Below are 12,715 nucleotides of genomic sequence, written 5' to 3'. Positions count from 1 at the left end.
ATAGCCGGGTAAAATCCTTTTAGCTAATTGCCCGGCTTCTCAACCTAAATGCTAAAACAGAATAATTATGGCCGGATTTGAAAACATAGTAAGTATTACCCAAGGGCACGAGCTTTTAAGCCTTGGCCGACCAGGTCATCCTCTTATTTCTGTCATTAGTAATAAAGAGGTCTGTTTCCCAGCTAAGTTCTTTGACGCAAAGTTCGTATTTGATTTTTATATGATAACGCTGAAGTGCGGTGTTAACGGCTCATTGAAGTATGGACGAAATTCCTACGACTTCGAAGAAGGAACGATGATTTTTACGGCTCCCGGACAGGTTATTAGTTCAAGCATTATTCATCAACACGAACCGAAACATGATGGCTGGACGCTAGTTTTTCATCCAGATCTCATTAGGAGGTCAAGCTTAAGTAAACGCATAAACGAGTATAACTTTTTTTCATATGGTGTAAATGAAGGACTGCATGTATCTGAAAGCGAGAAAAATACATTGACGGAGATTATTAGCAAAATAAAATTAGAATATAGCCTAAACATGGATCAACATTCGCAACATCTCATGGTTTCAAATATTGAACTCCTTCTTGACTATTGTACCAGATACTTTGACAGACAATTTTACACAAGGACTAATTTAAACAAAGATATTGTAGTCAAATTTGAACAACTTCTCAATGAATATTTCAATTCATCAAAAATCAGTGAAAAAGGCATGCCATCGGTGGAGTTTTGCGCCGAAGCATTAAACCATTCGCCCAAGTATTTGAGTAATCTACTAAAGAAGGAGACGGGTAAAAATACACAGACTCATATTTACTATTACCTTATCGAAAAAGCTAAGAACAGATTGTTAAATTCCTCGTTACCAGTTAGCCAAGTAGCTTACGAATTGGGGTTCGAGTATCCTCAACACTTTAGTAAGTTGTTTAAACTAAAGTCTGGATTTAGCCCTTCTGAATTTAGAAATGACAAAACATTTAAGGGGGATACCCTTTCTCGAAATTGATTTATGTAACCATCGCTTTCGTAGACCTTTTGCTCCAATGATCTATCAAACGTAAGGCTTTAGCAAAGAAGATACGGCAATATTAATGTGAAGTAGCATAAATCCATTCAATGCTATAATTGAGTTAAAACTAGTACTACGGTTGATAAATTGGTTTTTAAATAATGACATGGGAAAGAATATACTTAAGTGTATCATTAAAATGGTCGTTTTTCGCAAATGCGATAGTAAACGGCAAAATACCGTTAAATAATTCCTGCGATTTATTATTAAAGTTCACATCCTAATATGCGTTTAGTTCTGTGAAGTATATTATAATAAGCATTTACACAAAATATATTGCATCAGAGAGCCGAATACAGCGTTCTTTTCTAAAATGATTTGCGTCGAAAATCTGCTATGATTTTTCTCTATATAAGCTTGGGTATCTAAGCCAGTCTATAAAAATTCCCCAGTTAGTTTTATGCTATACTCATAGCAATATCAACGTTCCTGCGTTGCCTTGTTTGCGTTTTGAACGCCAAACCGGAAAACCAATGCCCATATCCTATCCTGAAAGTCCCGTATCGATCGGTGATCATATAAGAAAGAAAAGAATGGAATTAAAGCTACTTCAAAGGGACGTGGCAAAGATTTGTGGAGTTAGTGAAGATTGTATTACAAATTAGGAAAAGAACAGGAATACGCCTCAAATTCAATATTATCCTCGTATTAGTAATTTTTTGGGATACTTGCCATGCGATGTTGATTTGACAACTCTTTCAGGGAAGTTAAAAGCACACAGATATATGAATGGGCTTAGCCAAAAACAACTGGGAAAAATTCTAGGCGTTGACGGAGCTACTGTTTGCAGCTGGGAACTGGCGGAAAACAAACCACATACGGCGATACTGGTAAAGCTAGATATGATGTTGTAGTCATTATCATTATTTGACCGTTTTTTGATAATTTTGTAATCGCTTTGAAAGGATTTTAATTGTCCTAAACTACTTATTCTCGATATTTAGTACCTTACGATAATTTAATTAACACAAAACTTCACTCTAAATATGATTCGTTTGAAAAAGATTATCCTTGTGTTGTTCTGCATTTTATCTTTCGCCGTATCGAATGCACAGATAAAAGTTGGCCAATTCGTCGATAGCTTGCCATTGCCAAAGCTTCTTAATACTGAAAGTAAAAAGAATAATTTGAGTCAACTCAGAGGCAAAGTAATCTTGCTGGATTTTTGGGCCACTTGGTGTAGTCCATGTATTGCAGCTATGCCTAATCTAGATATACTGCAAAAAACCTATGGAGAAAAATTACAGGTAATTGCCATTTCTTCACAGAATGAAAAACGAATTCAAAGCTTTGTTGATAATCAATCTTTTGACTTTTGGTTTGGTTCTGACAGTTTAGATGTTTATAGAAAAGCATTCCCGTATAGCATTATACCCCATTCAGTACTCATAGATATCAAAGGCAAAATAGTTGCAATAACAACCCCTGAAAATATTACCAGTCAAATTATTGCCGATGTGCTGGCACAGAAGACGATTGATCTGCCCTTGAAGGAAGATAATATGGATAAGGATTCTTGGATGTCCTACTTTAAAGTTCCTGATACCGTTAAAGAATTGTTCATTATACAGCCCGAGATCAAAGGGATGCCGGTCATGACTAAGCAATATAAAAATGACCCCATCTACAAAAATCGAAGAATAAGTTTTCTAAATACGTCTCTATCGCTGGCTTATAGAATTGCTTACGGAGATGTACCTTATGGCAGAACAAATGATTTAACTAGCCTCGAGAAACGAGCGGAGATGGCGAGAAAATATTCTATTGATCTAATCGTTCCAAAGGGGAAGGAAGATAAATTAATGCACACTTTGCAAACACATCTAAAAGAGCAAATGGACGTACAAGCAAATATTGAAAAGCAGTTAATACCCGTTTATGTGCTCACTATTGCAGACAAAAAAAAGATTGGTAGTTTGGAAAAATCTAAAAGTGTTGAAGAAGATTTTAATGGAAACGGTGAAAAATTTAGTGGAAAAGGAATTCAGTTGAAACAAATTGCTCAATATTTGGAAGGGTTTGGTCTATTAGACCTTCCTGTAATAGATGAGACTAATAACTCAAATAGGTACAATATATCCTTTACTTTACTGCCCGAAAAAAAAGGAGAGTTGAAAAAAATCCTTAGTGATTTGGGATTGACCTTTAAAAGAGAACAAAGGAAAATTGATGTTTTAGTTTTTAGATGACAATCTATTTATTGACATTCCGATTCAGTTTGCCGTGAGCTGCCTTTGTCCGATAGTAAGTAGGAAGATATCTTTCTCATTATTCCCTCGTTTCTCAATAATTAAACTGGATCAAATACCAGTGCGATGTAAAAATCAAACCTATCCACATTAACTCTGGAATATCTTTTTTCTTTTAGGTAATTATCATAAACTCATTCCATTATTCAAATCGAAATTTTAGTTTTTGATGATGAGTTTTTGATAATTTGTATTACAAAACAACGACAGTTAATAGTTGTCTTAGAATAACCACAATTAAGAAAACCTTCGTTAACAAGGCTACGTAAGGTAGCCACTTCGACATTCTTGCGTTGCCTTGTTTGCGTTTTGAAAGCCAAAGCGGAAAACCAATGCCTATTACCGAAAATGAAGTTAGAGATAGATATACTACAACCATCAGCAACGGATAGGGAAATAACGGGGTTGTAGTTTCCAATCCATCATCGGGGCGCGTGCATTTTTATATGGGTGTTCCGAAAAATCATTAACACTAAACCCTTGTTATGACAGAGAAGGCGGAGGAAATTTTCAGTTCAGAGATGATTTAGGAAACACATTGTACATCCCAAATAGCACATATGAATTCGCTGCGGTAAACGGAAGCGATTATAATTTCATTGTGCGTGGATTAGTTATAAGGTGCTGAAAACTTACCTTCTGTAACGGTAACAATTTCATCCCCGCCGAGCAGCTTAAGCTTTCCTGAAAATGTTCCCTTTACACCCCATTTGGTCAAACTGGTAATGGTTAAGGTAAAATTGCTTCCATCCAGATCCCCACCATTAAATACAGTGGTACCCACGAACTTACCATCCTTCATTTCCTGGATATAGTATTTCCCGGCAAGCGACGGACCACTTGCACCATTTGCTACATAGGTGGCTTCCTTTGCCCCTTCCGCGATATGCATATCTATTCCGAATCCGGTAATTTTGTCCTGTTTTTCCCATCCGCTAATCACCACAAAATGCACGGTGTCCGTAGCGGGCTCGTCGTTTGCATTTACACTGTAATTAAATTCCCGGTACTTTCCGTTAATCTTACAGGTAAGGTATTTTTCTCCGTCATCCGTCGCTGTTCCACCGTTTTTTTTGCATGCGGACAGTCCGATTGTAAACATGGCTAGCATTGCAAGGCAGACAGTATGCGCCTTTAATATTAATAATTTCATGAGTTTATTAGTTTATGGAAATACCTGCTGAGGGCATTATAAATACCGCTTCAGCAGGTAACCAGTAAGAACGTGATACCTTTAGTCTTAAATTATATCTTATTTATACTTACTTTAATTTAACGGAGATCTCACCTTCATCCATACCGTCAATATTCTTTTCTGCGAACACATTAGGAGCCGCCTTTTGGAGAGATTTTAGGATATCCGAAGTGGAGCCTGCATGCTGAAGTACGATCGAAGAGCCCGAAGCACTGTATTTCATCTTAGTACTTTGAATGCCTTTTGCCACCTGTAGTTTTTCATTTATACTTTTTAGGGTTGAAAAGTCGACACCGCTCAGCTTCACCACCGTTTTTGTTTCAGAAGCCGAACCATCTTTCTTTTTACCGAAAAACCCCAGGATTTTATCTCCCGTATTCTTTGTCCTGTCGGCGGTACGGCCTGCCCTGTCGGCACGGTCTGTAGCCCTGTCGATTTTATCTAAAATAGCTTGTGCCCTGGTTGTTGTAAAACTGAATATAATCAGCCCTAAACAAATCATAGTGATCTTTTTCATAGAAGGTGTTTTAAATTAAGGTGTATCTTATTTAATTACTGATAGATAAGATTTGTAGTTAATACGTGTAATTTTTGGTAAAATCTGTAGTTTTAGTAACTACAAAGTCTTTTACGTCTGTTTTTACTTCACCATTTACCTCTGCCTTGAAGCTTACTTTGTAAGGCACGTCTTCAACATTTAAACATTGCGATCCTGCTGTAATCGTTTGCAACGGCTTAACTGATTCTATCACGTAGGTTTTAGTGTTTCCGCTAAATTCGTTTCTGCCCAGGCTTACCGCATTCTGGTTATTTTGCACCACACCGTTTACTTTCCAGACTGTAGATTCTTTCGGATCCCCTGTTAATCCTACAATTGCGAAGGATATATAAGCAGATGCAGGGGCATCTGTAACTGTAACCGTAAATTTAGCGTTATGGCCGCCATCAGAAGGGGAAGGATCGTTGCCATCATTTTTGCTGCATGATGAAAAAGCTGTCAATAAAACGGCGCAAATACAAATACTTAATTTTTTAAAAATAGATTTTTTCATAATTATTGATTAAAGTGATAGATAGACTGCAAATCTATTTGTTAGACGTTTCTTAAAAAATCCCCTTAATGGTGTTATTTTTTCCTACTGATTTTTAGGTATTTTATAATAGGAGGAGAGGAGTTTTAGCCGTGGTTTGAATTTTTAACCGCATATTTAAACCCAGAGGCATACGTATTAACCTTCACATTGTTTAAATGAAGAATAGCATTCTGAACATTATCTTTACACTTTGGTTTGTTAAGGCTTTTGCGCAGCAACCATCACCTCTGAATGAAAAACTGCATCTGGACAGCCTGGAAAAAGCTTTGCAAACAAACAGGCCGGACAGTGTAAAGGCCAACACTATTTTTTCTCTGGTAGAATACTGGAAATATAAGGATATCGTAAAAAGTAAAATGTATCTGCTTCACGGCAAAGAACCTGGCAAAAAGTATCCGTATCTCAATTCCCTGTCACTTTTTTATGATGGGCAATATTATTTCAACTTGAATGCAGTTAAGGCGGCTACAGCCTTTAAAAAAGCAGAGCAGTCGTTATCTATATTTCATAACCCAAAGGCCTACTATTTACTTGTCAATGCCTGGCTAAATTATGCTCTGATGAACAAGGATACCAAAGGTTATAAATTTGTAGCCCGTATTATACCTGAAAAAGCGCTGCCTATGGCGGAAAAGGGCGGTAATAAAGTTTCCCTCGCATATTTTTATACCCGGCTTTCTACCTTGCTGATGAACAATTATCAGTTTGCGAAAGCTGCCTTATATAATCAAAAACTGAGTTAAATACCGATGTCGACAGCTAAATTACTTACCGCAATAGTTGATGATCATCCTATCGTAATTGAAGGATTGAAAACCTTACTCCAAAATGAGCCAAACATACAACTCGTAGGTGGCTTCTGCCGCGGCCAGGATATCCTCTCGTATATAAGGCTTAATAAAACTGACCTTATATTACTGGACATAACACTCCCTGATATAACCGGAATGGAACTCTGCCAGTTAATCAAAAATGAATTCGAAGCTATCATTATCCTCATCTTTAGCAACCACACCGAGCGGAGCATTATTCTTCAGACCATCCAAAACGGGGCCAGCGGCTATCTGCTTAAAAATAGTACTATTGATGAACTACGGAATTGTATCGCAGAAGCAACAAAAGGAAACATTTGTTATAGTAAAGAAGTAATGGAAATCATTAGCCGGCCAAGTAAAAATGAGTTGCCTGGCCCCCCCGAGACTTACCAGAAGGGAGAAAGAAATACTCGCCATGATCGCAGCTGGCAAAACCAGTCAGATGATTGGCCAGGAACTGTTTTTAAGTCCGCTAACTATAGATACACATCGTAAAAATCTGATCCAAAAATTCGGTGTTAAGAATGTTGCCGAACTTATTATGGTTGCCAGCCAGCAACAAATTCTATGAGTTTGGGTTAGAATAAATTGCTGCCTATTTTATAACGTCACTTTCTGATTGTGAATTGAAAAAAATCGTTTATGTTTAACAGCCACAACTGTATCCAATCAATTGATTTTAGCACACTGATATCCGGAACCGTCAATAAAACCCTGCGACTGAAAGGCCAGAACATGCCAGGAAATTTGCAATTCTACAAACCTGACTTTTAAAAAAAAAATTATATAATTCGAATATGTACAACGCTGTTTTTAAATCTGATGATGCATTTTCTTTGCGCCCTGCTCTAACGGATACCGCATGTCATCAAATGGGGTTTTATAGCTTTATTAACTCCACTCTCCGGTTTTTAGCTTTATTTTCTTCAGTTGTGTTTGCAACCATTGGCTTATTTGAACCAAAACCATTTGAGATGAGCCGTTCTGCAGCGATTCCTTTTTTAATTAATTCCGAACGCACTGCAGCGGCTCTTTCTTTAGACAGCGTCAGATTCCTTTCTTCAGTACCTGTATCATCGGTATGCCCATTGATTGCTATTTTCAATTTCTTATCTGCGTTAAGCACTTTATCGATTTCTTCCACAGCGGTTTGTCCCTCAGGCTTTAAAGTAGATTTGTCAGTGTCAAAATTAATATATAGAACTGCTTTCCCGGCTTTATCTAATTGATGTTTAATTTCATCAGCTTTAATGAGCGAGATGGTCTGCTGAAAACTTCCTTTTTCAGCAATTTGTATTGCGCCGCTTGTATTTGTGGTTTGCAGCTGTATATAAACAAAATCGCTATCTGAACGTCTAATCACATAAGTTTTTATCGGGATGTTGCTCCAGTAATCAAAAGATCCGTCATCACCGCTTTTCAGTTTGTCATCACCTACACGGTCTACTTCTTTTTTAGATACCACTTCCTCCGCGATTTTTACCCCGCCCATACTTTTAATCATATCCTCGTAGCTTTTTTCTACGTAGAATTGTTGCCATTCCTGGCCGTCCGCCTTTTGAATGTAGGCACTAAAGGACGGTCCTTCTACCGGAGTTAGTATGCCATTAATTGGTACGTATGTTTGATCAAAAGCTTTTCTCTTTCCCCCACCGTTAATGTAAACGGTATTTTTGGGTGCTGAAAAATACGGGAATACGCCAAGATCTTTTGTGGTAACAGGCACTTTATTGATATCAAAATCGCCGTTAGTAACAGATTTAGTTTTGCCTGAATCTAAAGGCTTGCTTTGAACAGTATCATTCGATGTGTTATGTTTCCCGCCATTACTTGAACAGGATGCGACCAGTAATGCAGACGAGAAGAGATAAATCAATTTTTTCATAATGATGTTGTTGGATTCGAAGTGTTAGAATTTAAAGAGGATGCCCATCAATTGCCCGCCTATCTTTATGGCGTCTTTAGAAAAATTATATACTGGGGAAGATTGCTGTATTTCCATTTCTTCAGGACTTACTTTTATGGCTTCTACAGTTTTAAAGCAATAGACAACGGCCATGTCCTCTATTCCTGAATAGAAGACTTTCAGTTTCATGATTCCAGCCTTTTCGTTGACATACAAAGGATTCAGGAAATTGACCGGTGATGGCATCTGATCGGAAGACCAGACTTCTATCTTAGCTATCGCCAGGGAATTGGATGCCAATTGGGGGTGATTTGCGGTAGGTTTATCCTTTAATGTATAAATGCTCTTTTTACAGGTGAAGCCTGCGACGTTGTCAATAACATTCGTTTTTTGTATGTTGTAGTCTTCACTTTTTATCTGATGTTGAACACCCACCTCACCAAGTTCATCTTTCCGGTAAGCAAAGGTGATTTTCTGCTTTTTGTTGGCCGGTTCGCAAATAAAAAAAGTGCCGCTGCCTGACTGTTCATCTATCGTGTTTTCAGCGTGATAAGTTAATGCGTCAAATTTCACTGTTGCTTTTCCCTGCTTTAAGAAAATTCGTGACTTCCAGGGTAGCAGCGCAAGGTTAAGCAGCATCATCGGATTTTTATCTCTGAGTATCTTGAATTCTGATTGCGTTTTGGAACCTGAGCGTTTTACGGCATCGGCGAGCTGGTTTTGGACATTTCCTTTTGCGGGATCTACACTATTGAAAATTTCACCCAGCGATGTTCCGGGTATGGTGATTTCGATATCAATTTTGCCTTCTGTTAATTTCTGGCCCTTTCCACGGGAAATATTTTGAGTATTTTTTTCATCCGGTACCGTTTTTTTGTCTCCGGCAGGTGAGTTACAGGCACTGAGGAAAAACAAATAAAACATCAACACAGGTAGTTTTTTCATAACTTAATAGTTTAACAATACTGATATTTTAGCATATTTTTATGGTCGTGCTGACCAGCATACGATGCAAAAGTATTTAGGAAGGCGATAGCCTACAATACCCATTTACAGGTGATTTTAACTACTGGTTTCTAAGTAGTTTGTTCTGCTGGAATGATAATCGGATTCAGGAAGCACTATAAAAGAAGCGATCGTTTGTTGTTAGGTTTTTGAACGGAATTACAAACGTTTGTTCTTAAAACCTGGAATGACAGAGCTTTACAAGCAAATGGTCTATGATGCGTTTTTAAAGAATCCTGATGATAACAGAAAGCAATTGATTGCAGGCATGGTGGATTTGGTCTTGCTGCTCAGCTTATTATCGGATTGATGGATCTTTACTCATAAAAAACGGAAAGTTCTAAATAAAGATGCGTTGGACAAAAAGAGCAAGGGCTGATGATAAAAGCGGTAAGTGATCTCCCTGGTTTTTAATCCGGTTGGCTCAGGTAGGGTAATGCGTTTCAGCAATGATGGTAGCGAGTTGATTCTGGGTGTAGGTAAACGGGCTATTAGAAAATCTGGACTATAATATTGCTGTCTGCCAATAAACCCATACCCGGCTTGAAAAATATTCTGCAAGTGGCGTAATCCTTGGCCTTCAGGTACTCGCTTGATTCGAAAACTTTCATAGATGAATTTAAGAATAGTTATAAAGTTAGGCAGGGTAAGTGTTGATCAAAGCTTGAATTGAAAGATCTCATTTTATGTAAAAATTATTAGTTTTGGCCAGTCTTTTGATAACGAATACCAGTTTAAACATATCGAAAGGCCTTTAAAATAAAAAAACAATGGATAAATTTAAAAAAGTACAGGAAGTAATCGCTTCGGTTGAAGCAGATGTAGCAAAATTTTATGATGGTGGTAACGCGGCTGCGGGAACACGTGTTCGCAAAGCAATGCAGGATTTGAAAGTTTTGGCTCAGGAAATCAGGGCTGAGGTTACAGAGAAAAAAAACAGCGATAAATAATTCATTATTATTGTTTTGGGAAATAGGCCGCTGAATTTATTCAGCGGCTTTTTTTTCTATCAAATTTTTTCCGGCATTACCGTAGAGTAAATCCACGGAAGTTTGAGCTTTTTGAGGCAATAGTCAATTTTTTTTAAAAAAAACTTGAGAAATAAAGTCAAGGGAACCATTATCGTAATCAAATGGCCGTTTGTTCGCGCCCTAAAAGCCAGAAGACAAAAAACCGAATGCAAAACGCAAAAAACGTAACCATTATAGTCGAAAAATTTTTAGATCAACTCCTAACTCTTTGGTTATTAATTGATCCAAAGGATAATGCCTTTGTTGCATCCAGTGATTGCGGAATATAAGGTTTATAATGATGAACAGTTTCAGGAAAGCGGATTATCAGCTTTCAATAATTAATGTATCGGACAACAATCAGGGTGGTACCGGATGTCTGCCTTTTCAAATGAAAAGAAATTATTTACTTCTATGGGAAAATCGAAGTGCTTTTCAATCATTAGCTTATTTGATTGCAAATTTGGCCTGTCAGGTTCAAAATATTGATTTGTCCGAAATTGCATTAAAATTAATATGCAGTTAACATGACTGCCGTAATTTTGCCTGAAATATTTTTGGTCAATCTCAATCCTTATGGTAAAGTACCAATTTCAAAACGATCCATTGACAGATAGGGAAGTTTTTGATCAGATCTATACTGAATATCACAAGGTCGTTTACGCTAATATTTTTAAGTTTATTAAAGATAGCACCATCGCCGAAGATCTTCTGCAGGATGTATTTTTTGCTCTTTGGGAAAATAAGGCTAAACTGGATCCTAAGCAAGCGGTATCCGCATGGTTATTTGTCGTAAGCTATAATAAATCGATATCCTACCTTCGAAAAAAACTTAAAGAGGGGATTCGGTTTGTAGACAGTTATGAATCTTTTCATACCGTTGCTGAGGAAATATTTCCTGATAAAACCTTAATTGAGCAAGAGCTTGATATGCTTGAAGATGCGATAAACGCACTCTCACCACAAAAACAAAAAGTATTCAGGTTATGCAGGTTTGAGGGAAAATCTCAAAAAGAAACCGCACAGCTTTTGGGCCTTTCTACCGAATCTGTAAAAGATTACCTGAAGCAATCAAAACACTTTATCAAGGAGTACATCATTTCCAGAAATCCATCCGGAGAATTAGTGAGTATTTCAGTTTTGTTAATTCTGATTAGCCTGTAGTTTTCTTAACGGTAAGTTAATGTTTTAATAACATTCACCACCACCCCCGATTTTGCGATTCTGCGTATTTATAAACAGATGAGCGAAATAAAAGAACTGATAGAAAAATTCTGGTCAAAACAGAGCAGTTTGGAAGAACAGCACAAACTCCTGGAGATGATAAACAGGGAACCTGCTGAATTAAAATCCATTATAAAGGCTGATTATGATCTGGATTTATCAACGGGTGAGGGAAAGATAACAGAAAAACGCTTTCAGGATATTTTAGCACGGCTTCATGCCCGTATGCATACTCAGGAGGTACAACCCAAAGTAATATCACTAAACCATTGGATAAAACTGGTTGCCGCGCTGTTAATTGTGGTTATGGCCTCAGTATTGTATTTTAATATTGCTAAGGTCGCACCGAAGCGAGAATTAACGGATAACCATTTGAAGGTAGAAAAAGAAGTACTCAGGCAGCCATATAATTCCGGTAATAGCGCAATGATTATAAACCTCTCCGATGGTTCACGGGTTACTTTGCAGCCGAAGAGTTCACTTAGTTATTATGAGCCTTTCAACAGCAAAAGCAGAAATATCAGCATGCAGGGAGAAGTGACTTTTAAGGTAGCTAAAGATAAGCACCATCCGTTTATCGTAAGTGCCGGTGGTTTTACCACAACGGCCCTTGGTACGGAATTTACCATTAGTACAGTTCATCAGAACAGGATTACCGTGAAATTGCTGGAAGGTAAGGTTGTAGTTAAAGCTGGTCCTGAGCGTAAGATGTTTATGAAAGATGTTTATTTAACTCCGGGTAAGCAGTTAGCCATCAACACAAAACTAAAGCACTATAACGTAATCGATTTTAAAGGTTTAAATAAAGTAATTAAACCACAAAAGGCCTTAAGTACTCAGGTAAGAGATGCACTTATATTTAATGAAACACCTCTGAGCGAAGTATTCAGTAGCTTGTCGGATCGCTATCATGTTAATCTTGAATATGATGGAATTGAAGATGCCGAACTACATAAACTATACTTTACCGGCAGCATAGGGGCCGCCGAAAAATTGAATACCGTATTGCCCGTTATCTGCGATATGAACGGTTTAACCATTAAACGCACTGCGAACAGCATCATCATCAGCAAACAAAAATAATTTTTAAACCCTTGGTTTTGACCAAAATAAATGTCCTTCATAAGGATAATGGAAAAATATTG

Annotated in this window: 13 protein-coding genes; 8 read left to right on the top strand and 5 right to left on the bottom strand. The window is 37.5% G+C overall.

Translation table 11 applies throughout. The features are described 5' to 3' along the window. The first annotated feature begins 67 nt into the window (after positions 1 to 67). Positions 68 to 1,009 (top strand): helix-turn-helix domain-containing protein, encoded by a 942-nt coding sequence (locus OQ267_RS11275; protein ID WP_265835992.1) that lies wholly within the window; start codon positions 68 to 70, stop codon positions 1,007 to 1,009. A 1,058-nt stretch (positions 1,010 to 2,067) separates the two neighbouring features. Then, positions 2,068 to 3,261, top strand: a complete 1,194-nt coding sequence (locus OQ267_RS11270) for a redoxin family protein (RefSeq protein WP_265835991.1) — start codon at positions 2,068 to 2,070, stop codon at positions 3,259 to 3,261. A gap of 670 nt (positions 3,262 to 3,931) precedes the next feature. Here OQ267_RS11270 and OQ267_RS11265 read toward each other — a convergent pair. The 3 genes from OQ267_RS11265 to OQ267_RS11255 form a co-directional block, all read right to left on the bottom strand. Further along, positions 3,932 to 4,474, bottom strand: coding sequence for a hypothetical protein (locus OQ267_RS11265; RefSeq protein WP_265835990.1), 543 nt, complete (start codon positions 4,472 to 4,474; stop codon positions 3,932 to 3,934). A gap of 109 nt (positions 4,475 to 4,583) precedes the next feature. Next, positions 4,584 to 5,033 (bottom strand): hypothetical protein, encoded by a 450-nt coding sequence (locus OQ267_RS11260; protein ID WP_265835989.1) that lies wholly within the window; start codon positions 5,031 to 5,033, stop codon positions 4,584 to 4,586. 58 nt (positions 5,034 to 5,091) lie between these two features. Continuing rightward, positions 5,092 to 5,568 carry a hypothetical protein gene (locus OQ267_RS11255; protein ID WP_265835988.1) on the bottom strand — a complete coding sequence of 159 codons (477 nt, stop codon included), beginning with the start codon at positions 5,566 to 5,568 and terminating at the stop codon, positions 5,092 to 5,094. Positions 5,569 to 5,765: 197 nt separating this feature from the next. Between OQ267_RS11255 and OQ267_RS11250 the strand changes: the two genes are divergently transcribed. Genes OQ267_RS11250 through OQ267_RS22445 form a run of 3 tightly spaced genes read left to right on the top strand, consistent with a single transcriptional unit; the run spans position 5,766 to position 6,996 of the window. Beyond that, positions 5,766 to 6,353, top strand: coding sequence for a hypothetical protein (locus tag OQ267_RS11250; protein WP_265835987.1), 588 nt, complete (start codon positions 5,766 to 5,768; stop codon positions 6,351 to 6,353). Positions 6,354 to 6,359: 6 nt separating this feature from the next. Next, on the top strand, positions 6,360 to 6,920 hold the full coding sequence (locus tag OQ267_RS11245; RefSeq protein ID WP_265835986.1) for a response regulator: 561 nt from the start codon (positions 6,360 to 6,362) through the stop codon (positions 6,918 to 6,920). Continuing rightward, positions 6,868 to 6,996 (top strand): LuxR C-terminal-related transcriptional regulator, encoded by a 129-nt coding sequence (locus OQ267_RS22445; RefSeq protein ID WP_265835985.1) that lies wholly within the window; start codon positions 6,868 to 6,870, stop codon positions 6,994 to 6,996. The genes OQ267_RS11245 and OQ267_RS22445 overlap by 53 nt, the downstream gene beginning before the upstream one ends. Before the next feature lie 309 nt (positions 6,997 to 7,305). Here OQ267_RS22445 and OQ267_RS11235 read toward each other — a convergent pair whose 3' ends face one another. Then, positions 7,306 to 8,310, bottom strand: a complete 1,005-nt coding sequence (locus tag OQ267_RS11235) for an OmpA family protein (RefSeq protein WP_265835984.1) — start codon at positions 8,308 to 8,310, stop codon at positions 7,306 to 7,308. Between the two features lie 24 nt (positions 8,311 to 8,334). Then, the gene (locus tag OQ267_RS11230) at positions 8,335 to 9,276 is read right to left on the bottom strand and encodes a hypothetical protein (protein ID WP_265835983.1); all 942 of its coding nucleotides are present in this window, start codon (positions 9,274 to 9,276) and stop codon (positions 8,335 to 8,337) included. An 830-nt stretch (positions 9,277 to 10,106) separates the two neighbouring features. Between OQ267_RS11230 and OQ267_RS11225 the strand changes: the two genes are divergently transcribed. The 3 genes from OQ267_RS11225 (at position 10,107) to OQ267_RS11215 (ending at position 12,653) form a co-directional block, all read left to right on the top strand. After that, positions 10,107 to 10,286 (top strand): histone H1, encoded by a 180-nt coding sequence (locus OQ267_RS11225; protein WP_265835982.1) that lies wholly within the window; start codon positions 10,107 to 10,109, stop codon positions 10,284 to 10,286. 636 nt (positions 10,287 to 10,922) lie between these two features. Then, positions 10,923 to 11,510, top strand: a complete 588-nt coding sequence (locus OQ267_RS11220; protein ID WP_265835981.1) for an RNA polymerase sigma factor — start codon at positions 10,923 to 10,925, stop codon at positions 11,508 to 11,510. A 78-nt stretch (positions 11,511 to 11,588) separates the two neighbouring features. Continuing rightward, positions 11,589 to 12,653, top strand: a complete 1,065-nt coding sequence (locus OQ267_RS11215) for a FecR family protein (RefSeq protein ID WP_265835980.1) — start codon at positions 11,589 to 11,591, stop codon at positions 12,651 to 12,653. Positions 12,654 to 12,715: the final 62 nt, after the last annotated feature.

Source organism: Pedobacter sp. MR22-3 (assembly GCF_026240075.1).
Classification (GTDB): Bacteria; Bacteroidota; Bacteroidia; order Sphingobacteriales; family Sphingobacteriaceae; genus Pedobacter.
The sequence above is the reverse complement of the archived record's forward strand: the minus strand, read 5'-3'. Positions and strand labels throughout refer to the sequence as shown.